Here is a 23,088-nt window from a genome sequence, read left to right on the forward strand (position 1 = left end):
ATTATGCGTGGTGCTGGTGTGACGCTCCGCACCGAAGCGGGTAAGTACCCGGTTAGTCGGACCGGGGGGTAAATATGCGGCAAATGTGGCTTGTCCTGATCGGCGGACTGGCTATCTGCGCGGTGATCCCCGCTCTGCCTTCGGTCGGGGAGCGCGCCTCCTCCCTGATCCGCGGCGAAGGAAGCACCCCGCCCAGGACCTCCGAACCCGGCCTGCTGGTCGAGAGCACCTTCTACGCGACCCAGGGCATCGAGGTCGGTGAGCGCATCCTGCCCTTCGACGAGGACGCCCAGATCCGCCCGAAGGAGGTGGCGCCGGGCGTCAGGGTCGACGAGGGCGGCAACCTCCAGGGCAAACCGCTGAGACCCGGCACCTTCTCCTCGCCGGTCGAGCTCTGCCGCGGGCGTACCTGCGAGGAGGACACGATCACGCTGATCGTCTATCGGAACGTTCCATGGGCGCCCGGCAACCTCACCTTCCCCGGCAGGGTCGGCCAGCCGATGAACAGCGAGATCTCGATCAGCGGCGGCCCGACCGGCGTCCTGCCCACCTTCACCGTCACCGACTACGACAAGCTGCCGGAGGGCGTGAGCATCGGCCCCGACGGCCACGTCGGCGGCGTGCCCACCGTGAGCGGGCACTACGAGGTGCCCGTGCGCATCTGCGTGGCCGGCAACTGCGCGGGCGTCGTGGTGAAGATGATCGTGGTCTGAGGGGTCTTGCGGCGGGCGGCGCGGAGCGGCCACGGTGGTGGCATGAAATCGGTCATCGTGGTCGGAGCGGGTATTTGGGGCGCGTCGCTGGCTTTGCGGCTGGCCGAAACCGACTGGCGGGTGACGCTGGTCGAACAGCACAAACCCGGGCACGTACGGCAGGCCAGCGCCGGCGAGACCCGGCTGCTGCGCGCCGCGCACGGGGAGGACGAGTGGTACGCGCGGTTCTTCTGGCAGGCGCTCGACGGATGGCGCCGCCTGGAGGAGCGGGCGGGCGAGCAGCTCTACCACGAGGCCGGGATGATGTGGCTGGCCCAGGACCCCGACGGATGGGAGCAGGCCAGCGCACGGGTGCTGAAGGACCTGGACATCCCCTGCGAGGTGCTGGAACCGGCCGACGGCGGCAGGTTCTTCCCCGAGTTCCGGCCCGGCGGGCTCAGCTTCCTGCTCTGGGAGCCGAAGGCCGGGGTGGTCAGGGCGCGGCGGGCCACGCAGGTGACGGCGGCGCTGGCCGTACGGGCGGGGGCGGAGCTCGTCAGGGCGCGGGCGCGGCCCGCGGACGGCGGGGTCGTGATCGACGGGCGGACGGTGACCGCGGACCGGGTGGTCTGGGCGACGGGGGCGTGGATGCCGGAGCTGTTCGAGGCGCCGCTGACCGTCACCAAGCAGGACACGCTGCACTTCGCGGTGCCGGCCGAGTGGAGCGTGCCCGGCATGCCGGCCTTCGTGGACTACAGCGCCTCGTTCTACGGGCACGGCGACGTGGACGGGGTGGGGATGAAGGCCACCTCCGACGTGGAGGGCGGGCCGTACGAGCCGGAGAACGGGCCGCGGACCGTGGACGCCGCGGGCGTGGAGCGGGCCAGGACCTATCTCGCGCGCCGGTTCCCCTCGCTGGCCGCCGCGCCGGTGCTGTTCAGCCAGGTCTGCCAGTACGCGCTCACGCCCGACGCCGAGTGGATCATCGCCGAGACCGCGCCGGGCGTGTGGCTGCTGGGCGGGGACTCGGGGCACGGGTTCAAGCACGCGCCGGCGCTGGCCGCGTACGTGGCGGGGGTGCTGGACGGCGAGCACGAGCCCGACGCGCGCTTCCGGCTCGGCGTGCGGGCGCCGAGCAGGGGCCTGCGGACGAGCGGAGAGGCCAGGTAAGGCCAGCCCTACTTGCGGTTCGGGGGAGTGCGGGGCAGCTCAGGACGGTGATCGCGGCGCAGACTGCGGGCAGGAACTCGGAAAGGAACCAAGATGTCTGCTCCGCACTCCGTCCGCACCGCCGCGGGACTGTGGCTCACCGCGGTCGCGCTCGGCGCCGCCGAGACGGCGATCGCCGTCAGCGGCCTGCTCATCAGCGGCGAGGCGAGCGCGGGAGATCTCGCCGGGAGCGTCGGCGTCCGGATGGCGATCTTCGCCGCCGCCGTCTACCTGGCCCTCGCCCTGCGCAGGGGCAAGAACTGGGCCAGGCTCACGCTGACCGCGACCCTGGGCGTGTTCGGCACGATCTCGCTGGTCATCGGGCCCGTCCAGTACTTCCTGGCGGGCGGCACGCTGTCGGCGGCCCTTTCTTCGGCTGGAGCGGCCGATCTCGCGATGGGTGCGAGCCGGGTGCTCCACCTCGCCGCCGTGCTGGGCGCGGTGACGCTGATGTTCCAGCGCAGCGCCAACGACTACTTCGCGGGGAACTCGGGCGACGGCAGGTCGCGTACGCCGGGCGAGAGCAGGGCGGCCGCCGACACCACGCCCGCGCAGGCCGTCATCGCCGGCCTCGCTTCGACGAGTACGGCCAGGCGCCCCGCCGGCAGCGGCCCGAACAGCAGCGACCCGAGCGCGTCGTAGGCGCTCACCCGCGACAGCGCCTCGGGCGCGGGTTGGTCCCGGAGCAACCCGAGGTCCTGGCGGAAGCTGGGCACTCGCTCCCTTGTTCCGGGCGTCGGCGACATTTCTGTCAGCGGGTAACAAGACCGGCTTGGGAATGTGCAGGCGATTGGCAAGAAACGCGGTGGCGTCTGCCGTAACTTGCTGGATCGTGAGCGTGCTGATACAGCGAGTCGCCCGGTGGGCCAGGGAGATTCCCGACGCGCCCGCCTACACCTTCGTCGACCATTCGGGCGGCGGCGGACGGCACACGCTCACCTGGCGGCAGGTCGACCGCAGGGCGCGCGCGCTGGCCGTGCGGGTGCGGGAGCTGACCGCGCCGGGCGACCGGGTGGCCGTCCTCGCGCCCCAGGGCCTCGACTACGTCGCCGCCATGATCGGCACGTTCTACTCCGGGACCGTCGCGGTGCCGCTGTTCGCGCCCGGCCTGCCCGGCCACGCCGACCGGCTGGCCCGCGCCTACTCCGACGCCGAGCCCGCCCTCGTGCTCACGACCACGTCCGCGCTGCCCGAGGTGCGCGCCTTCGCGGACGGCGCCGCCGTACTCGCCGTCGACACCGTCTCCGACCTGCTCGCCGACGAGTGGGAGGAGGTGGCGCTCGGGCCGGACGACCTCGCCTACCTGCAGTACACCTCCGGCTCCACGCGGCGGCCCACCGGCGTGGAGATCACCCACGGCAACGTCGAGGCCAACGCCCTGCAGCTCTGGGAGGCGTTCGACGCCAAGCCGCGCACCTCCGTCGCCGCGCTCTGGCTGCCGCTCTTCCACGACATGGGGCTGATCGCCACCATCGCGCTGCCCATCGTCGGCGGCAACCAGGTGGCGTTCATGGACCCGGTCGCCTTCGTCATGAACCCCGTGCGCTGGCTGCGGCTGCTCAGCGAGTTCGACGACGTCTACACCGGCGGGCCCAACTTCGCCTACGAGTACACGGCCGCCCGGGTCAGCGAGGCCGACAAGGACGGGCTCGACCTGTCCGGCGTGCGGGTCATGCTCAACGGCGCGGAACCGGTCAGGCCGGGCACCGGCGCCGCCTTCCACGCCGCCTTCGCGCGCTGCGGGCTGCGGCCGCAGGCCCACACTCCCGCGTACGGCCTGGCCGAGGCGACCGTGTTCGTCTCCGCCGCCGGGTGTGACGAGATGACCAAGGTGACCGAGTTCGACCGGGACGCGCTCGGGGAGGGGCGGGCGGTGCCGTACACGTCGGGGGCCAGGAGCACGCTCGTCTCCTGCGGGCGGCCGACCGGGCAGCGGGTGCGCGTCGACGCGCCGGAGGGTCACGTCGGGGAGATCCTCGTCCAGGGGCCGAACGTCGCCCGCGCCTACTGGCGCGATCCAGAGCGCAGCGCGGAGGTGTTCGGATCCGGCTGGCTGCGCACCGGGGACCTCGGGGTCTTCCACGAGGGCGAGCTCTACGTGACCGGGCGGATCAAGGACCTGATCATCGTGGACGGGCGCAACCACTACCCGCAGGACATCGAGGCGACCGTCCAGGAGGCGTGCGCGGCGGTGCGGCGCGACCACGTGGCCGCCTTCTCGGTGCCGGGCGCGGACGGGGAGCGGCTGGTCGTCGTGGCCGAGCGCTCGCGGCGCGGGCTGGGGGCGGACCGGGCCGAGGTGGCCAGGCTGGTGCGGGCCGCAGTGGCCAGGAAGCACGACCTTGCCGTGCACGACGTGGTGCTGGCGGCGGCGGGAGCCGTACCGAGGACGTCCAGCGGGAAGATCGCGCGGCGGGCCTGCCTGCGGGCCTACCTGGAGGACGCCTTTGTTTGAGTCGGCCGGGCGGATCGTCTATCGCGGCAGGTGGACCCTGCTGGTGCTGAGCCTCGCCCTGGCGGTGCTGGCCGCGCCGTTCGGCATGGAGTTGTTCGGGCGGATGACGGACGGCGGGTTCGAGGACCCCAAGGCCGACTCGACCACGGCCGCGCGCTGGGACGACGCCTGGTACGGCGGCGACGCGCCCGACGTGGTCGTCCTCTACCGGCATCCGCGGGTCAAGGTCGCCGACCCCAGGTTCAAGAAGGCGGTGCACGACTCGCTGCGGCGGCTGCCCGCGGCCCACGTGCGCAAGCTCGCCACCTACTGGACCACCGCCGCGCCCCGGATGGTCTCGAAGGACGAGCACTCCACCTACGCGCTGATCACCCTGCGCGGCGGCCCGCAGACCAAGCAGCGCGCCTACGCCGAAATCAAGGACCGGCTCGCCGTCGAGAACCTCCAGGTCAAGGTGGGCGGCTCGGTTCCGCTGGTGAAGGAGCTCAACGACCAGACCGCCCGCGACCTGGCCAGGGCCGAGGCCATCTCGATGCCGGTGCTGCTCGTGCTGCTGGTGATCGTCTTCGGCAGCCTGGTCGCCGCGGGGCTGCCGCTGCTGGTCGGGCTGCTGGCCGTGATCGGCGCGCTGGCCCTGCTGCGGCTGCTGACCGAGGTGACCGAGGTCTCCGTCTTCTCGCTCAACGTCGTCACCATGCTCGGGCTGGGGCTGGCGATCGACTACTCGCTGTTCGTCCTCAGCGCCTTCAGGGAGGAGGTACGGCGGGGCGCCACCAACGAGCAGGCCGTCGTCCGCACGATGGCCACGGCCGGGCGGACCGTGGCGTTCTCCGGGCTCACCGTGGCGACGGCGTTGCTGGGGCTGCTGCTGTTCCCGCAGATGTTCCTGCGCTCGATCGGGCTCGGGGCGGCGGCGGTGGTGCTCGTGGCCATGCTGGCCGCGCTCGTCGTGCTGCCCGCGGTGCTGGGTGTGCTGGGGCGGCGGGTGGACGCGGTGCGGGTGGTCCCGGTCTTCACGGGAAACGGCATCTTCTGGCGCCGCATAGCCACCAGTGTCATGAAAAAGCCGGTTTTATACCTCGTTGGGGTGATGGTGGTGCTGGTGGCGCTGGCGCTGCCGTTCGCGCACGTGAAGTTCGGCAACGTCGACCACCGCGTCCTGCCCGCCACCGCCGAGTCCCGGCAGGTCGCCGAGGCCGTCGACCGCGACTTCGCGCGCAACTCCATGGCCGCCGTAGACGTGCACGTCCTCGTCGAACGCCACTTCTCCGGCCGTCCCGCCACCCCGGGACCCGTGGGCCAGGGCTACACGCCCGTCTCCGCCGTCACCCCGGTCAGCCCGCTCGACGCGAAACCCTTCGCCGACCGCATCGACGCGCTCGACGGCGTCACCGGGGTCGACCTGGCCGGAGTCTCCCAGGCCAACGGCGCCGTCCGGCTGTCGGTCCGCTACGACTCCGACCCCATGTCCGAGCGGGCCCAGCGGATCGTCACCCTCATCAGGTCCATGACGCCCGAGCCCAACCTGCGGGCGGTCGTGGTCGGCGGATCGACGGCGGCGCAGATGGACCTGATGGCCAGCCTGGCCGCCGTGCTGCCGTGGATGGCGCTGGTGGTGTGCGGGGCGACGTTCGTGCTGCTGTTCCTGGCGTTCGGCTCGGTGGTGCTGCCGGTCAAGGCGCTGCTCGTGAACGTGCTGTCCATCGGCGCCTCCTTCGGCGTCATCGTCTGGGCCTTCCAGGACGGGCACCTGGCCTCGGTGCTCGGGTTCACGCCGACCGGGACCGTCGAGGCGACCGTGACGGTGCTGATCCTGGCGGTGGTGTTCGGGCTGTCGATGGACTACGAGGTGTTCCTGCTGTCTCGGGTGCGGGCGGAGTGGCTGCGGACGCGGGACAACGCCGCGGCGGTGGCGCTCGGGCTGGAGCGGACCGGCGGGGTCATCACCAGTGCGGCGTTGTTGCTGCTCGTGGTGATCGGGGCGTTCTCCACTGCTGGGATCACGATCGTGAAGCTGCTGGGGGTGGGGATGTTCGTGGCGATCGTGGTGGACGCGACGTTGGTGCGGGCGTTGCTGGTGCCTGCGGCGATGCGCCTCATGGGCGGGGCCAACTGGTGGTCGCCGCGCTGGCTCCAAGCCCTCCACACCCGCCTCCCCGACCCCCACGCCCCCCGCCCCCACGCCCCCAACCTCCCCCACGCCCCCAACCTCCCCCACGCCCCCCGCCTCCCCCACGCCCCCGGTCTTCCCCACGCCCGCGCCCCTCGCGTTCCCGACTCCCAAGCCGCCCGCCTTCCACAACCCCACGCCGTTGGCCCTCCGGACCCTCGCGCTCCGGTGCACGCGCTGGGGTCCGAGGGGGTGCGGCCGCGTGCCCTGGGCGGGGCGGCTCCGGCTCGGGTCATCAGGCCCAACCCCGACGGGCCCGGGTGGTACTGGGAGGGCACGGACGGGGCTCCGGTGGGCGGGGTTGGCGGGCGGGTGGTGTTCGGGGCCGACACCGACCCCGAGCCCGTGGCGGCCGAACACGAGCCGCCGGCCGTGGAGCGCCCGCGTGCGGCGCCGGCTCACGGGCCTGTGGTTGCCGAGCGCGGGCTTGCGGGGGGTGGGCGCGGGCCGGAGGCGGGTGGGCCGTTGCGGAAGTTGCCCTACTCGCGGCGGGAGGAGCCGGTCAAGGCGGTGGAGGGTGGTGGGTGGGTCAAGGTTACGGCGGGCCGTACCAGGGTGGTGAAGGCCGTGCCGGGCGGGTGGGTTTGGGCGGAGGTGGACCCGTGACCGTGGCCGCCGTCCGGGTGAGCAGGGCTCGGGGCGGGCTGTTCTGGGTGGTGGGGCTGGCGGGGTTCGTGACGACGCTGGACAACACGGTCGTGACGGTGGCCGTGCCCACGATGCGGCGGGAGCTGGGGGTACGGCTGGCGGCCATGGAATGGGTCGCCACCGGGTATGTGATCACGTTCGCCGGACTGATGCTCGCGGGCGGGCGGCTGGCCGATCTGTGGGGAAGGCGGCGGGCACTCGTGGCGGGAATGGCGGTGTTCAGCGGGGCGTCGCTGGTCGCAGGGCTGGCGGGGACCGTTCAGGTGCTGGTGGCGGCGCGGGTGGTGCAGGGGGCAGGGGCGGCGCTGGTGCTTCCTGCCACGCTGGCCGTGCTGGCGGGCGTGGGGGAACGGCGGCGGTCGGCGGGCATCGCGGTGTGGATGGCAGCCGGGGCGGCGGCGCTGGCGCTCGGGCCGGTGGTCGGCGGGTACCTAAGCGAGCACCTGCACTGGGGATGGGTGTTCCTGATCAACGTGCCGCTGGGGGCGGTGGTGATCGGGCTGGCGTTCGTGGCGGTGCCCGGTGCGGCGCGGGCGCGGGGGCGGTGGTGGGCGGGGCTGGATCTGCCGGGGCTGGCGTGTTCCGGGGTGTTTCTGGCGGCGGGGACGTTCGTGCTGATCCACGGGGTCGAGTACGGCTGGGCCCGTCCGGCCGTCGTCGCGTGCGCGGTGGTGAGCCTGGCGGCGGGGGTGGCGTTCGTGGTGGTGGAGCGGCGGGCGGCGCGGCCGATGGTGGACCTGGCGCTGTTCCGTGCCCGGAGCTTCAGCGGCGGGGTCGTGGCGCAGGTGCTGTGGGGGCTCGGGGTGAACGGCGTGTTCTTCTACACCGCGATCTTCCTCCAGGACGTGCTGGGGTTCTCGCCGTCGGCCTCCGGGGTGGCGTTCGTGCCGCTGGCGTTGCTGGTGGTGGCGTGCGCGCCCGTGGTGCCGTGGGTGGAGCGGTGGGCGGGAGCGGGGCGTACCGTGGCGGCGGGTCTCGTGCTGGTGGCCGCGGGGATGGTCGTGGCGGCCTTCCTGCGGCCGGGGGACGGCTGGGCCGAACTGCTGCCCGCGGTCTGCGCGATCGGGGTGGGGTCGGCGCTGACGATGCCGCTGGGGTCGGCGGTGCTCGGCGCGGTGCCCGAGGAGCGGGCCGGGGTGGCGGGCGGGGTGTTCAGCGTGAGCCGGGAGGTGTCCGGGCTGTTCGGGATCGCGGGGGTGGGCGGGGTGGTGCACGCCTCGGGGACGTTCGCCGCCGGTTACCCGGCCGGGCTGCTCGCCGCCGCCGTGCTGGTCCTGGGCGGGGCGCTGGTCAGCGTGGTGAGCCTGCCGTGAGGGTGGCGGTGCTGGCGCTGGGGTCGCGGGGTGACACGCAGCCGTGCGTGGCACTGGCCCACGGCCTGGCCGCACGCGGGCACGACGTGGTGCTCGTGGCAGCGCGGCGGTACGGCCCGTTGACCGGAACCGGGGTCGCAACCGGAACCGGGACCGGGGCCGGGGCCGGGACCGGCAGCGAGAGAGGGGACGGGGTCGGAACCCAGGGTGGGGTTCGGTTCTCCGGGTTGAGCGTGGATCCGGTGGCGGTGGCGGAGAGTCCAGAGGGGCGGGCTTGGCTGGAGAGTGGGCCGCTGGGGTTCGTGCGCGGGTTCAGGACCGTCGTGGAGCCGCTGGCCGAGACGCTGGTGTCCGAGGTGGACGCGGCCTGCCGGAAGGCGGATCTGGTCCTGGCCCCGGCGCTCGGCGCGTTCGGGCGGCACCTGCACGACCGGTACGGCCTGCCGTACCGCATCCTGCACTTCCAGCCCGGCCACCCCACGACCGCCTTCCCCAACCCGCTGATCCCCGCGCGGTCCTTGGGCAGGCTCGGCAACCGGGCCAGCTACGCCGTGGTCGAGCGGCTCGGCTGGCTGGTGCTGGCCCGGATGGTGAACCGGCTGCGGGCGCGGACGCTCGGGCTGGGCCGGCTGCGGGGGAGCCCGTTCGCCGCCGACCGGAGAGAGGGGGTGCCGGTGTTGTGCGGGTTCAGCGAGCACGTGGTGCCGCGTCCGGCGGACTGGCCCGCCCACGTGCGGCAGACCGGGTACTGGACCTCGCCGGGAGGGAAGCTGGCGGACGAGGTGGCGGAGTTCGTCGAGGCGGGGCCGCGGCCGGTTTACGTGGGGTTCGGGAGCATGGTGCCGGGCGATCCGGCGGCGACGGCCGAGCGGGTGCTGGTGGCGCTGCGGCTGGCGGGGGTGCGGGCCGTGGTGCAGGGGCTGCCGGTGGAGCGGTCGGCGGCGGTGCTGCCGGTGGGGGAGGTGGCGCACGAGGCGTTGTTCGCCCGGGTGCGGGCGGTCGTGCACCACGGCGGGGCCGGGACCACGGGGGCGGCGCTGCGGGCGGGGGTGCCGAGCGTGGTGTGCCCGTTCTTCTCCGACCAGCCGTTCTGGGGACTGCGGGTGGCGGCGCTGGGGGCGGGGCCGCCGCCGTTGCCGATCTCGCGGTTGGTGGCGGGGGAACTGGCCGCGCGGCTGCGGGCCGTACCGCTATATGAGGAAAAATCGCAGCGCATCGGGCGGTTACTGCGCGCTGAAGACGGAGTGAAGAACGCTGTCGATCTCATTGAAGAGAGCTGATCGTCCCAGTAGTGTGCTTCATGCCCCCTTGATCCTCCCAGAGTAGGTGCCATGCGACTTCGTCCGCTCATCGTCACCGGACTCGCACTGTCGATGCTGGGCATCGGGATTCCCGCCTGGTCGGCGGACGACCCCCGTAGCTGCAACGACCTCATGTCGAGCGACACGCCCGCCTACGTCATGTGCACGTGGCTGGCCACGCCCGAGGAGGCCGCCGACATCGCGAAGTTCTGGCTCGACAACGACGGCGAGAACATGAAGAACGCCGGGCCCAACAGCGAGGTCGGCGTCGACTGCAGCGAGGCCGAGAACGCCTGCGACCCCAACCTTGAGGGCGACGGCGAGATGCACGACGTCGGCTCGCCCGACGTCGAGGGGTCCGAGGACGGCGGCACGCCCGACGCCTGCCCCGACGGCGGCAAGTGCCACATCGACCCCGACGAGGTCTCCGCGACCGAGGCCGCCGCCGCCGAGAAGACCGCGGCGGGACAGAGCGCCAAGACCGCGCGCACCGACGGCATGCGGGTGTGGATCGACGCCGAGCTGGCCGACGACTGGAAGGCCGGCACGCTGGCCGAGGCCGCCAAGAAGGTCGCCGCCCTGGCCGCCCAGCCGGGCGTGGTGGGTGTGCGGTTCAGCTCGCAGCTCGGCTACAACAAGACGCTGCAGACCGCGGAGGAGCTGGACAAGTTCGTCGCGGAGGCCGCCCACGCGCTGCGCCAGGCGGTGCCGGGCAAGAAGCTGGCCGTGCACACCGTCGTACCGGCTCTGGGCTGTGGCGCGAACGAGGCGTGCAAGACGGAGATCGCGAAGAAGTACCCGCTGCTCGACCCCGAGAAGGTCGGCGCCTGGCTGAAGGCGGGCCTGGTCGACCAGCTCGCCCTGGACAGCGGCCACCTGTCCACCGAGTACGCCACCTGGCGGATCGACGCCGCCGAGGCCCAGCGCAACCAGTGGATCCAGGTCAGGGCCCGCGCCTGGGACTCCTGGGCGCACATCGCCGCCGAGGACGCCGTCTTCACCGGCCCCGGCGCCTCCCAGCTCACCGCCGAGCAGGCCACGCAGACCATCACCGACCGCGTCGCCACCCCGCTGCAGGCCGACGCCGCCGAGACCGTCATCCTCTGGACCCGCTGGCAGGACGCCAAGGGCTCGGTCAACCGGGTCCTGGGCGACAAGCTCGCCGACAACGCCACGTGGGAGCAGCTCAAGAAGCTCGACGCGGTCAAGGCCAGGCTGGCCACGATCTACGACCCGGCGACGCCGGAGGTCGACCAGGCCACCGACCTGAAGAAGCTGTCCGAGGTCTTCTCCACGGTGTACGTGCGCGCTTCCTGAACCTCGCGAAAAAAAGCCCGTGCCGTCCGGCGCGGGCTTTTTTCTTTTCCTTTTCGGTGGCAAAGAGCGGACACCGGCCTTGCCCTCATCGATTTCCTGACAGAAAGTCAAGGCGTCATAGGCACGGCCCGCGACCGAGGAGGTACCCCCATGGTCAGACGCTGGTTATCCATCGCCTTCGCGATCTGCGCGACGGCGATTCTCGTGGTGCCGCCCGCCGCGGCGCTGGTGCTGCCCACGCCGCGGGCCTTCGTCTCGAACCTGGACCTGGACTGTTTCAAGACAAACCCTTATCAGCCGCCCACGACCACCCTTACGCTCAGGCACCTCAATCCGCAACTGGGTGACCTGCCCATTCAGCAGGTCACGCTCGGCGCCCGCGAACAATTATGTGTTCCGGTCGCCAAAAACAATGTCATTCCGCCGCCCGGCGTCCTCGACTTCGTCAGGTTCGTCGACCTGTCGTGCTACCGGGTCACCGGTCCCTCGGTGAACAGGACCCTCGTCCTCCACCACCTCAACCCGGTCCTGCAGAACCAGCCGCGCAAGCAGGTCGTGCTGAACCAGCCGCAGCAGCTCTGCGTGCCGGTGGTCAAGAACGGCGTGGTCCCGTCCGCCGAGGTCCTCTCCGTGATCCGCCACATCGACCTCGAGTGCTACGGCTTCACCCCCAACCCGCTCATGAACCAGGTGCTGAACCTCAGGCAGCTCAACCCGGTGCTGGCCAACGTCCCGCCGGCGAACGTGCAGGTCCTGGCCGCCCGCCAGCTCTGCGTGCCCGTGCAGAAGCGCGGTGACGAGATCCCCGCCGCGACGCTGAACATCGTGCGCTGGCTCGACCTGGAGAAGTACGACGTCGGCGCCGCCGCCACCGCGCCGATCACGCTGAACCTGCGTCACCTCAACCCCGTCCTCGGGCACCTGCCCGGCGAGACGGCGACGCTCACCGGCCGCAACCAGCTCGCCGTGCCGGTGGCCAAGAACGGGATGATCCCGCCCGGCTGATCGGTAGAGGGGGATGACGCCGTACGGCACCGGCCCGGGCCGCCCGGCGTCGGCGGGGTCAACGACCGCTGGACAACCGCCAGCCGTCCTTGGCCCCGCCCTTCAGCCCGAGCGCGGAAAGGATCATCGGGAAGGACGCCTTGAACTCCCGCGTCCAGTACGGCCAGGTGTGCGTGCCGTTGGAGTACAGATTGAGCGTGTGCCGGATGCCGAGCCCGTTCAGCCGCCGCGACAGCGCCTTCGCCGTGTACGCCGAGATCGGTTCGCCGAGGTGCGCCGGATGCCAGGGGGAGCCGGGCGGGTCCAGCGGGCCGAGGAAGCTCGTGGTGCCGCTGGAGATGTACAGGCTGGTGCCCTTCAGGCCCGGCGCGAGCGCCATCGGGTCGTTCATCGCCCAGACCTTCGCGTCCTTGACCGGGTCGCCCCAGAGGGCCTTCGGGTTCTGCTTCTCGCTGGCCTGCGCGTTCATGATGATCTCGGGGACGCCCGGGAGCCGGGTGGCCAGGATGCCGCTGTAGGAGCCGGCGAAGCGGAACATTCCGGGGTATCGGGCGGCGTACTTCATCGCTCCGTAGGCGCCCATGGACAGGCCCGCCACGGCGCGCCGCGTGCCGCCTCGATAGCCGATCTCCACCAGGCGGCGCACCTCGTAGGTGTGGAAGGTGGCCCATTTCGGGGCGCCGCCGCGGCCGGCGTTGTGCCAGTCGGAGTAGTTGCCCGCCCGGCCCGCCTCCGGCATGACGACGATCGCGTCCACGTTCTCGGTGAACGCCGCGACGTCGGTCATCCGGGTCCACGAGGTGTAGTCGTCGGCGCCGCCGTGCAGCAGGTACAGCACCGGCCAGGTCCGGCGGGCCGACTTCGACCAGCCTTTGGGCAGCAGCAGGCGTACCGGCATCATCCGCCCGATCGACGGCGAGGAGATGAGGATGTCCAGCGTGCGCGGCCCGAGCCGGCGCTCGCGCACCACACGGGCGCTGCCGGGCAGCGCCTTCTGCCAGGGCACGTAGCCGCTCCCGGCCGTGGGCCGCTCCTGCTGGGGGTTCGCCGGTACGGCCGGCGCCTTCGTCGGCCCGCCCTCCGGCACGATCGCCCAGTCGGGATCGGCCACCGCGGGCGTTGCGGCGGCGAGGGTGAGCACGACGGCCAGGGCCGGCAGGACACGCGATCGCATGGTGGGTTCCTCCGCCGGTGAGGCTAGGGCCCCGCCCGCCCGACCGGCTATGAACCCCGGGCAACGAATCGGCGCTCCAGTTGTCACCCGCGTGATAAATCGCCCCGGAGGAATGTTCGGCACGGGCCTGCCGTCGCCCCCGGCCTCCTGGGTAGGTTGGCCGATCACCCCGGCAGCATGGGAGCGCACGTGGACGTCCGTGGCTTTCTCCTTGAACGGCTCGCGGCCCGGCTGGGCGGCGAGGAGGTCGATCCGGACCGGCCGCTGGAGGAGTACGGGCTGTCGTCCAGGGACGCCGTGGCCATCGCCGGCGAGCTGTCCGAGCTGCTCGGCCGGGACCTGAGCCCGACGCTCGTCTGGGCGAACCCGACCGTGAACCACCTGGTCCGCGCGCTGTCCGAGCCTCCGGCGGCGGCCCGCGAGCACCGTGCCCGCGTCGGCGACGAGCCGGTCGCGGTGGTCGGAGTGGGGTGCCGGGTGCCGGGGGCGCATGGGCCGGAGGAGTTCTGGCGGCTGCTCATGGACGGGCGGGACGCGGTCGGGACCGTGCCCGGTGACCGGTGGGCGGCCTTCGACGACGGCTCGGACCGGACGGCGGCGGCGCTGGCCAGGACGACCAGGCACGGCGGGTTCCTGGATGACGTGGCCGGGTTCGACGCCGCGTTCTTCGGCATCGCGCCTGGTGAGGCGGCTGTCATGGATCCGCAGCACCGGTTGTTGCTGGAGACCGCCTGGGAGGCGCTGGAGCATGCGGGGATCGCGCCTCGGGGGTTGCGCGGGAGCCGTACCGGGACATTTGTTGGTATTTCCGGGAATGAGTATGCCTACCTGACCACCGCCGACCCGGCCCGGGTGGATGCCTGGACGGCGACCGGGGCGGCGCTGAGCATCGCGGCCAACCGGCTGGCGTACCTGCTCGACCTGCGCGGGCCCTCCCTGGCCGTGGACACCGCCTGCTCGTCCTCGCTCGTGGCGACGCACCTCGCGGTCCGCAGCCTGCGCGAGGGGGAGAGCGACCTGGCCGTGGCGGCGGGCGTCAACCTGCTGCTGTCGCCGATCGTCACGATGGCCTTCGACCAGGGCGGCGGCACCTCGCCCACCGGCCGTTGCCGGGCCTTCGACGCGGCGGCCGACGGGATGGTGCGCGCCGAGGGCTGCGGCGTGGTGGTGCTGAAACGGCTGGCCGACGCGCTGCGCGACGGCGACCGCGTGCTAGCCGTGATCACCGCCACCGGCGTCAACCAGGACGGCCGCTCCAACGGCCTGGTCGCCCCGAACCCGGAGGCGCAGGAGACGCTGCTCAGGCAGGTGCACGCCGGGTTGCCCGACCCCGCCTACATCGAGGCGCACGGCACCGGGACCTACCTGGGCGATCCGATCGAGGCCGGCGCCGTGGCCGCCGCCTTCCCCGGCGCGGCCGTACTGCTGGGCTCGGCCAAGTCGAACCTCGGCCACCTGGAGGCGGCGGCGGGCGTGACCGGCCTGATCAAGACGGTCCTGGCGCTGCACCACGGCGTCATCCCGCCCAGCATCCACGTCACCAACCCCAACCCGCACATCCCCTGGGACCGCCTGTCCGTCGTCACCGAGCCCACCTCCTGGCCGCACCCCCGGGCCGGGGTGTCCTCCTTCGGCTTCGGCGGCACCAACGCCCACGTCGCCCTGACCGCCGCCCCTCCCGCCGTCGCGACCGCGCCCGCGACGGCCAAGCACGTGTTCGTGCTCGGCGACGTCACGGCGGACCGGGTGAAGGCCCACGCCGAACTGCTCGCCGAGCGGGCGACGGCGACAGCGACGACAGCGACAGCGACGCCGACGCCGACGCCGACGACGGCGGCAGGGACGACGGCGGCAGGGACGACCTCGCCGGCGTGGTCCCTCGCCGATGTGGCGCACACGCTGGCCAGGCGCGCGGGACGCGGGCCGGTCGCCACCGCCGTCGTCGCCGCCACCGCCGAAGAGCTCGCCGCGAACCTGCGCGCCGCCCGCCCCCTCCCGCTCCCCGCCGTCCGCACCGGTCCCGTGTGGGTCTTCAGCGGGTACGGCGGGCAGTGGCGCGACATGGGCCGCCACCTCTACGAGACCGAACCCGCCTACCGCGCGACCCTGGACGAGCTGGCCCCGCTGCTCAGGGCGGAAGCCGAGCTCGACCTCTGGGCCGGCCCCGAGGGCGTCGCCCAGGCCCAGCCCCTGATCTTCGCCTGCCAGCTCGCCCTGGCCAGGCTCTGGCAGGCGTACGGCCTTCGTCCCGCCGCCGTGATCGGCCACTCGATGGGCGAGGTGGCCGCCGCCGTCGTGTCCGGAGGGCTCGGGACGCGCGACGCGGTCCGGGTGATCTGCCGCCGTGCCCGGCTGCTGGGCACGCTCGGCGGCGGCGGCGCGATGGCGATCGTCGAGGCGGCGGCCGACGAGGTCCCCGCGACGCTGCACGTGGCCGTCCACACCTCGCCCCGGCAGACCGTCGTCACCGGCGAACCCGGCCGGGTGGCCGCCTTCGCCGAGCGGATCGCCGCCTCCGGGCGGTCGGCCAGGATGCTCACCGCCGAGGGGGCGGGGCATTCGCCGCAGGTCACGCCGTTGCTGCCGCTGATCAGGGAGGAGCTTGCCGGGATCGATCCAGGTAAGCCGATGCTGCCCTACTATTCGACGGTTCTGGATGATCCGCGGGAGGTGCCGGTCTTCGAGGCCGCGTACTGGGCGGCGGGGGCGCGTCGTCCCGTCCGGCTGGCGCAGGCGGTGCGCGCCGCCGCCGAGGACGGCTACACGGTCTTCACCGAGATCGGCCCGCATCCGCTGCTGTCCTCCGCCCTGCGCGACACGCTGACCAGGGGCGCGCTGGTGACCCACTCGCTCCGGCGTGGGGCCGACGCGGAGTTCTACGCGCAGGTGGCCGGCGTGGCCGCCGCCGTACCGCCGCGGACGGCCGGGCGGATCGTGGACGTCCCGCCCCCGCCCTGGCGACACGAGCGCCACTGGACCACACCACCGCCCCGCCCCGCCGACGGCGCACACCGTCTGCTGGGCGCACACCGCCTGCTGGGCGAGCACGGTCTGTCAGGCGGGCACGGTTTGTCAGGCGGGCACGGTTTGTCAGGCGGGCACGGTCTGTTGGGCGAGCACGTGGAGACCCCGGACGGCCACGCGTGGAGCACCCTCCTGGACGACCTGACCGAGGCCCCCTGGCGTCTGGAATCCGCCCGCTGGCACCGGCACGGCCGTCCGGTGCTGCCGCTCGCGGTGGTCGCCCGGCTCGCCCACGCCGCCGTGCGCGAGGTCTGCGGCGAGGACACCGCGCTGGACGGGGTCGCGCTGCACGCGCTGCTGCCGCTGCCCGCGCGGGTCACTGTGACGCTGTCTCGCGGGGTGGTCAGGGTCAGCGCCAAGTCCGCCGCCGGGGTCTGGAGGGTGTACGGCACCGCCGGGCTTCCGCCGGATGGAGAGCCTTTCGAGAAGGCCGCGAGGATGGCGGCGGACGGGACGCTGGAGGGTCTGGAGATCCGGGAGACCGGGGCGCACGAGGTGCCGGCCCGGCTAAAGGACAAGCTGGTCGAGCGGGTCTGGGTCGAGGCACCTTCCGAGAAGCCCACCACGGGACCGGGGCCAGGCACGGGGTCGGGGCATAGGGCGGGGTCGGGGTCCGAGGCGGGGTTGGGGTCTGGGTCGGGGTCGGGTGCGGGGTCGGGGTCTGGGGCGGGGTTGGGTGCGGGGTCGGGGTCCGGGGCGGGGTTGGGTGCGGGGTTGGGGTCTGGGGCGGTGGTCGTGGTGCCGCGTGGGCTGTCGCCCTTGGAGACCCAGGAGCTGATCCTGCGGCTGGCCCGTCAGGCGTCCACCTGCGGACGGCTGACGATCGTGACCCAGCGGGCCCAGGCCGTCCTCGACGGGGAGAGGCCCGATCCGGGGGCCGCGTCGCTGCGGGGGCTGGTCCGGGTGCTCGCCCTGGAACGGCCCGAGCTGCGGGCGACGCTGGTGGACGTGGACGACCTCTCCGTCCTTGACCAGGAAACGGGTCCTGACGATGAGGTGGCGTGGCGGGGTGGGGTGCGTTATGTCGCCAGGCTCAGGCGGGTGGAGTGGGCGCCTGCTCCCGTTCGGGAGGTGGTGGGGGCGGGGGCGTATGTGGTGACGGGTGGGTTCGGGCGGCTCGGGATGGAGGTCGCGCGGTGGCTGGCCGCCCGTGGCGCCACGCGCATCGTGCTGAACGGCCGTTCGGCGCCCCCGGCCGAACTCCCGCCCGGGGCAGTGGCGGTCGTCGGGGATCTGGCCGCCGACGGCACGGCCGAGCGGCTGGTCGAGGCGGCCACCGAGGGCGGGCTCCGGCTGCGCGGAGTGGTACACACGGCCGGCGTGCTCGACGACCGGCTGTTCGCCGACCTCGACGCCGCCGCCCTCCACAGGGTGTGGGCGGGAAAGGTGACCGGCGGGCTCAAGCTGCACGAGGCCACCCGGGCGGCGGACTGGTGGGTGGCGTTCTCGTCGGCCGCGCCCCTGCTGGGCTCACCCGGCCAGGCCGCCTACGCCACCGCCAACGCCTGGCTCGACGCCCTCTGCCAGGTACGCCGGTCGGAGGGCTCGCCCGCCATCACCGTCAACTGGGGCCCCTGGTCCGGCGCCACAGGCGCGCTGCCCGGGGTCGAGGTGCTCACCCCTGAGGAGGGGGTCGAGGCGTTGGCGGCGCTGCTGGGGCGGGGGTGGTCTGCCGGGGTGGTCAAGCTGGATCCCGTCGCGGCCCTGGCCGCCTTTCCCGAGGCCGGGCGGTTGCCGTACTTCTCGGAGGTGGTGGAAGGGGAGGCTGCGCGGGCGGGTGGGGACGTGGCCGCGCGGGTGCGTGAGCGGGTGGCGGCGGTGCTCGGCCTCGACCCGGTGTGGCTGGACGACGCCAGCGTGCTCACCGAGCTGGGGCTGGACTCGCTGGCGGCCACCCGGCTGCGCGGGCTGATCGAGTACGACTTCGGGGTGGTGGTGCCGGTGGCGCCGCTGCTCAACGGGGGGACGCTCGGGGAGCTGGTCGCGGCGGTGGGTCCGGCCCGGCCGATCGGGCCTAGGGACGCGGCCGAGCGGCAGGTGGTGCGGGTGCTGACCGGGTTGATGGGGTACGCGCCCTCGGTCACCGACACCGTGCCGCCCGAGGTGGTGCCGGTGGCGCTGGACGTGCTGGGCCGCGAGGTCGGCAGCCGGGTCGTCACCGTCGGAACCCCGGAGGCGCGCATCTGCGACCTGGCCGACGCCATCAGGGCCGTCGACGAGGTGGAGGGCGAACGCGGGCTCCTCCGCCCGCTCAACCCCCGCGCCAGACGGACGCAGGAGCGAAAGGCATTGTTCCTGGGTCATCCGGCCGGCGGGACCACCGGCGTCTACACGTTGCTGGCCTCCCGGCTGAGCGTTCCGGTGGTGGGCCTGGAGCGGATCGACGATCCGGCGCTGGGCGTGCCCGAGCGCGCCGCCCGGTACGCGGAGCGGATCCGGCGCAGTGGGCCGGGGCCGTACCGGGTGGGCGGGTGGTCGTTCGGCGGCATCCTGGCCTTCGAGACGGGCCGGTTGCTGGGCGACGACTGCGAGCTGGTGGCGATGATCGACTCCGGGCTGCCCGACGCGGTGCCGGAGGAGGACCGGCGGCTACTCCATGCCCGCAGATACGCGGATTTCGCGGGATATCTCGGGACCACGTACGGCGTGCGGGTCCGGCTGGAGGCGGACGAGCTGGCGGCGCTCGGCGAGCAGGCCCAGCTCGACCTGGCCGAGGCCCGCATCGCCGAGTCGGGCGTGCTGGCCATGCTGAGCCCCGCCATCCTCCGCCACCAGATCACCTCCCACGAGGACACCCGCGCCATCGAGCGCTACCGGCCTGAAGTCCACACCGGCCGAGTGATCCTCTACCGCAGCACCGAGCCCACCCCCTGGGCCGTCGAGGACCCGCGCTACCTGCACCACGACGACCCGGCCAGAGGCTTCGCGCCCTACAGCCCCGGCCTGGAGATCGTCGAGGTGCCCGGCTCGCACCACCTCAACCTGCTCGACCCGCCCCACGTCGAGTTCGTCGCCGCCCACCTGGAGGACCTGCTATGAACCTGGCACAGGCCGTCGTCGCCGGCGCGCCGCCCGAGGAACTGGCCCGCCTCGACGTGCCGCCCACCTACCGCGCCGCCTACATCCACCGCGACGAGGTCGGCATGTTCAAGGCCGCCGCCCACAGGGAGGGCGACAAGGACGTACGGCTGTCGCTGCACGTCGGCCAGGTCCCGATGCCGGAGCTGGCCCCCGACGAGGTGCTGGTCGCGGTCATGGCGAGCGCGATCAACTACAACACGGTGTGGTCGGCGATGTTCGAGCCGGTCCCGACCTTCGCCTTCCTCGAACGGCTGGGCCGTACCGACCCCAGGCACGACCTGTCCACACACGTGCTGGGCTCGGACGCCGCGGGGGTGGTCGTGCGCACGGGCGCGGCCGTACGCAGGTGGAAGGTCGGCGACCGGGTGGTGGCCGGACCCGCCTACGTCGACGGCGAGGACCCGATCGCCCAGCACGACGGAATGCTGACCGCGGACCTGCGGGCGTGGGGGTTCGAGACGAACTTCGGCGGGCTGGCCGACTTCGCGGTGGTCAAGGCGACCCAGTTGCTGCCCAAGCCGCGGCATCTGAGCTGGGAGGAGGCGGCCTGCAACCTGCTGTGCGCCGCGACCGCGTACCGGATGCTGGTGGGGGAGCGCGGCGCGCGGATGCGGCAGGGCGACGTCGTGCTGCTGTGGGGGGCGACGGGCGGCCTCGGCGGGTACGGCGTGCAGTTGGTCGGGAACGGCGGCGGCATCCCGGTCGGCGTGGTCAGTTCGCCGGAGAAGGGCGAGCTGCTGCGCGCGATGGGGTGCGAGCACGTGATCGACCGGTCCGGGTTCGAGGACCTGGGCGACGAGAAGGGCTGGCGGCGGCTGGGCGCGGAGGTGCGGCGGCTGGTGGGGGAGGATCCGGGGATCGTGTTCGAGCACACGGGCCGCGAGACGTTCGGGGCCTCGGTCTACGTGGCCAGGCGCGGCGGCGCCGTGGTGACGTGCGGGTCGTCCAGCGGGTACGAGCACGCCTACGACAACCGGCACCTGTGGATGAAGCTCAAGCGGATCATCGGCTCCCACGGGGCCAACCAGCAGGAGTGCCACGAGGTCAACCGGCTGATCTCGCTGGGCATGGTGCATCCGACGCTGTCGCGGGTCTACCCGCTGGAGCGCACGGGGGAGGCGGCGCGGGCCGTACAGACGAACGCGCACGTCGGGAAGGTCGGCGTGCTCGCGCTCGCGCCCGGGGAGGATCTCGGCGTCGAGGACCACGCGCTGCGCGAGCGGATCGGCGAGGAACGGCTCAGGCTGTTCCGCCGAGCGCCTGCCGGGCCCTGAGCACGATCTCCAGCTCGAAGCGGATGTCGGGGTCGGCGAGCTGGTCGCCGTAGAGCTCCTCCAACTGCCGCAGCCGGTAGCGGACGGTCTGCGGGTGCACGTGCAGCCGCGCGGCCACCTCGCCCGCCCCCCTGCCGTGGCGCAGCCAGGCCAGCAGCGTCTCGGCGAGCCGGTCCTGCTGGGTGGGCCGCAGATGCGCCAGCGGCGCCAGCCGCGTCTCGGCCAGCGCGCCGACCAGCTCCTCGTCCTTGAACACCACCAATGTCGCCATGTGGTCGGCGCACCGCAGCAGCCCGCGCGGCAGCACGCCGCGCGCGGACAGCTCCAGCGCCTCGGTGGCCCACCGCAGCGACGTCGTCGCCGAGGCAAGGGGTACGGCGGGCCCGATCGCGGCCTTCAACCCCCGGAGCGCGACGTCCAGCGCCTGGCCGTGTCCGCGCGGATCGGGCACGAGCAGGCACGGATGGGCGCGCTCCAGGCCGGTGAGCACGTCGGGCGGCAGCGCGGGCCGGCGGTAGGCGCCGTGCTGGTCGTCCAGCGCGACGCAGGCAACGGTCTTGGGCAGCCGCCACCCGGCCGCCTTGGCCAGGTCGGCGATGGCCTCCTGGCCGGCGGGCGGCTGGGTGAGCAGCAGGTCGAGCAGGCGGTTGCGGCGGCGTTCCATCTCGCCCGCGGCGTGCGCCCGCGCCTCGTCGAAGCCCTCGGCCGCGGCGTCGGCGAGCTGGTCGAGGTAGACGAAGATGGCCTCGCCCAGGTCGTAGAGCGACTGCGGGGACAGGCCGAGCGGCTCGGCGATCTCGGTGAGCCGCCGCCAGCCCACCCGGGCGCCGAGGCGCAGCGCGGTCTGCAGGGGTTCGAGGTTGCGGCCCTCGGCGGCCTCGCCCCGGCCGATCATGCGGAACGGCTCGGGGTCCCAGGCGGCGTCAGGGTTCTCGATGCGGTCGAGGAAACCGTAGATGGCCTGCTCCACGGCCATCCGGATGACCTTGATGTACACCTCGTCCGAGGGGCGGGCGTACTCGGGGATGCGGGTCTGGATCTCCTCGATCACCTCGGTGGAGACCCGGCCGATCCCCTCCCGGAGTGTCGTCAGGACGTCCGCGGGCGTCCGGGTGTCGCTCCTGATGGCCATGGTCCCTCCCGACGCCATTGTGACTGATGCGCCGAAAGAGTGGGTAGCAAGTGCTTGTTTTTGTCACCTTCCGAGGAAGTTGCCGAGCTCCTGCATGTTGATCAGGCCGTCGCCGTCGAGGTCGAGCTGCTTGACGGCCTCCTCCGCGCGCTCGATCGTGACCGGCTGGCCGAGGATGTCCATGAGCCGCACGAACTCCTCGGGGGAGATGAGACCGTCGTCGTCGGCGTCGATGAGCTTGAAGGTCGTCTCGTAGTCGTTCATTGATGTTCCTCCTGTGTCGGGTCAGACCTTAGTGGCGAACGGCTGGGGTGAGTTGAGAAATGGGATGACTTGCGGGGGCTTGTCGCAGCGGTGGGCTTTTGACACGAGGACCACGTCTACCCCGCCGATCACGCCTTTGAACGCCACCTCCGCCGCGCAGGCCGGATATATCTGGATATGGTCTGATCTCATGGGGGAGAATCTCGTCATCCACTCCGCGCCCAACCTGCGTGACGTCGGCGGCCAGGCCACCAAGGACGGCAGGAAGGTCCGCACCGGCCTGGCCTTCCGCGCGGGCGCGCTCGACCGCCTCGACGGGCGGGAGCAGCGCCGCCTGCACGACGTGGGCGTGCGGCTGGTGTGCGACCTGCGCACCTCCACGGAACGCTCCGAGCAGCCGGACCGCCTCGCGGACGGCATCGCCTACCTCGTGCTGGACGTGCAGCGCGGCGGCGGACACGGGGCCGACATCGCCGCCCTGTTCACCTCCCCCGACAAGGCGGAGGCGCTGCGCTCACCGGAGACCGCGCAGAACTTCCTCATCGAGGTCTACCGCTCCTTCATCACCAGCCCGGACGCCCACGAGGCGTACGCCGAGCTCCTGCGCGCCCTGGCCAGGCCGGGCACGCTCTTCCACTGCACCGCGGGCAAGGACCGCACCGGCTGGGGCGCCGCCCTGCTGCTCACCCTGCTGGGGGTGGAGCGCGAGACCGTCATGGCCGACTACCTGGCCAGCAACGGCCACCTTGAGGCGATGGCCGTGAGCGTCTACGACCTGGTGGCCCAGCACGGCATCGACCGTGAGCTGGTCCGCCCGCTGCTGGAGGTCCGCGAGGTCTACCTCAACGCGGCTTTCGACCAGGTCGCAGCCACCTACGGCGATATTTCGGGCTATGTACGGCAAGCCCTCGGCCTCACCGACACCGACCTCCAAGCCCTCCACGACCTCTACCTCCACTGACGACCCCCGCCGCCACCTCCACCTCGCCCCAGCCTTTGCCACCGCCACCTCGTCCCCAGCCACCTTGT

Annotated in this window: 15 protein-coding genes; 12 read left to right on the top strand and 3 right to left on the bottom strand. The window is 72.8% G+C overall.

Annotated elements, in window-relative coordinates; translation table 11 throughout:
- Positions 1-83 precede the first annotated feature (83 nt).
- The 9 genes from ACIBEJ_RS29830 (at position 84) to ACIBEJ_RS29870 (ending at position 12,110) form a co-directional block, all read left to right on the top strand.
- Positions 84-713: a hypothetical protein gene (locus ACIBEJ_RS29830; protein ID WP_397186180.1), complete on the top strand. Its 630-nt coding sequence runs from the start codon at positions 84-86 to the stop codon at positions 711-713.
- A 42-nt stretch (positions 714-755) separates the two neighbouring features.
- Positions 756-1,862, top strand: a complete 1,107-nt coding sequence (locus tag ACIBEJ_RS29835) for an NAD(P)/FAD-dependent oxidoreductase (protein ID WP_397186181.1) — start codon at positions 756-758, stop codon at positions 1,860-1,862.
- 93 nt (positions 1,863-1,955) lie between these two features.
- Complete coding sequence (locus ACIBEJ_RS29840; protein ID WP_397186182.1) at positions 1,956-2,543, top strand: hypothetical protein; 588 nt, start codon at positions 1,956-1,958, stop codon at positions 2,541-2,543.
- A gap of 190 nt (positions 2,544-2,733) precedes the next feature.
- Entirely contained in the window at positions 2,734-4,356 is a 1,623-nt protein-coding gene (locus tag ACIBEJ_RS29845) for a fatty acyl-AMP ligase (RefSeq protein ID WP_397186183.1), read from the top strand.
- Positions 4,349-7,132 carry an MMPL family transporter gene (locus ACIBEJ_RS29850; RefSeq protein WP_397186184.1) on the top strand — a complete coding sequence of 928 codons (2,784 nt, stop codon included), beginning with the start codon at positions 4,349-4,351 and terminating at the stop codon, positions 7,130-7,132. Before ACIBEJ_RS29845 ends, ACIBEJ_RS29850 begins: the two co-directional genes overlap by 8 nt.
- Positions 7,129-8,487, top strand: coding sequence for an MFS transporter (locus ACIBEJ_RS29855; protein WP_397186185.1), 1,359 nt, complete (start codon positions 7,129-7,131; stop codon positions 8,485-8,487). Before ACIBEJ_RS29850 ends, ACIBEJ_RS29855 begins: the two co-directional genes overlap by 4 nt.
- Positions 8,484-9,767 carry a glycosyltransferase gene (locus tag ACIBEJ_RS29860; protein ID WP_397186186.1) on the top strand — a complete coding sequence of 428 codons (1,284 nt, stop codon included), beginning with the start codon at positions 8,484-8,486 and terminating at the stop codon, positions 9,765-9,767. The genes ACIBEJ_RS29855 and ACIBEJ_RS29860 overlap by 4 nt, the downstream gene beginning before the upstream one ends.
- 51 nt (positions 9,768-9,818) lie before the next feature.
- The gene (locus ACIBEJ_RS29865; RefSeq protein WP_397186187.1) at positions 9,819-11,105 is read left to right on the top strand and encodes a hypothetical protein; all 1,287 of its coding nucleotides are present in this window, start codon (positions 9,819-9,821) and stop codon (positions 11,103-11,105) included.
- Between the two features lie 150 nt (positions 11,106-11,255).
- Positions 11,256-12,110, top strand: coding sequence for a hypothetical protein (locus ACIBEJ_RS29870; protein ID WP_397186188.1), 855 nt, complete (start codon positions 11,256-11,258; stop codon positions 12,108-12,110).
- A 58-nt stretch (positions 12,111-12,168) separates the two neighbouring features.
- Here the strand turns inward: ACIBEJ_RS29870 and ACIBEJ_RS29875 are convergent, their stop codons facing one another.
- Complete coding sequence (locus ACIBEJ_RS29875; RefSeq protein ID WP_397186189.1) at positions 12,169-13,284, bottom strand: alpha/beta hydrolase; 1,116 nt, start codon at positions 13,282-13,284, stop codon at positions 12,169-12,171.
- A 189-nt stretch (positions 13,285-13,473) separates the two neighbouring features.
- Between ACIBEJ_RS29875 and ACIBEJ_RS29880 the strand changes: the two genes are divergently transcribed.
- A complete protein-coding gene (locus tag ACIBEJ_RS29880) occupies positions 13,474-19,347 on the top strand; it encodes an SDR family NAD(P)-dependent oxidoreductase (protein ID WP_397186190.1) in 5,874 nt (1,957 codons plus the stop codon).
- Complete coding sequence (ccrA, locus tag ACIBEJ_RS29885; RefSeq protein ID WP_397186191.1) at positions 19,344-20,663, top strand: crotonyl-CoA carboxylase/reductase; 1,320 nt, start codon at positions 19,344-19,346, stop codon at positions 20,661-20,663. The genes ACIBEJ_RS29880 and ccrA overlap by 4 nt, the downstream gene beginning before the upstream one ends.
- Here the strand turns inward: ccrA and ACIBEJ_RS29890 are convergent.
- Both ACIBEJ_RS29890 and ACIBEJ_RS29895 read right to left on the bottom strand, forming a co-directional pair.
- Positions 20,629-21,795, bottom strand: a complete 1,167-nt coding sequence (locus ACIBEJ_RS29890) for a helix-turn-helix domain-containing protein (RefSeq protein WP_397186192.1) — start codon at positions 21,793-21,795, stop codon at positions 20,629-20,631. The two genes, ccrA and ACIBEJ_RS29890, sit on opposite strands and share 35 nt — an antisense overlap.
- Positions 21,796-21,858: 63 nt before the next feature.
- On the bottom strand, positions 21,859-22,059 hold the full coding sequence (locus ACIBEJ_RS29895) for an EF-hand domain-containing protein (protein WP_397186193.1): 201 nt from the start codon (positions 22,057-22,059) through the stop codon (positions 21,859-21,861).
- A gap of 190 nt (positions 22,060-22,249) precedes the next feature.
- On the opposite strand from ACIBEJ_RS29895, the gene ACIBEJ_RS29900 reads away from it, so the two are divergent.
- A complete protein-coding gene (locus ACIBEJ_RS29900) occupies positions 22,250-23,020 on the top strand; it encodes a tyrosine-protein phosphatase (RefSeq protein ID WP_397186194.1) in 771 nt (256 codons plus the stop codon).
- Positions 23,021-23,088 lie beyond the last annotated feature (68 nt).

Source organism: Nonomuraea sp. NPDC050790 (assembly GCF_044456745.1).
Classification (GTDB): Bacteria; Actinomycetota; Actinomycetes; order Streptosporangiales; family Streptosporangiaceae; genus Nonomuraea.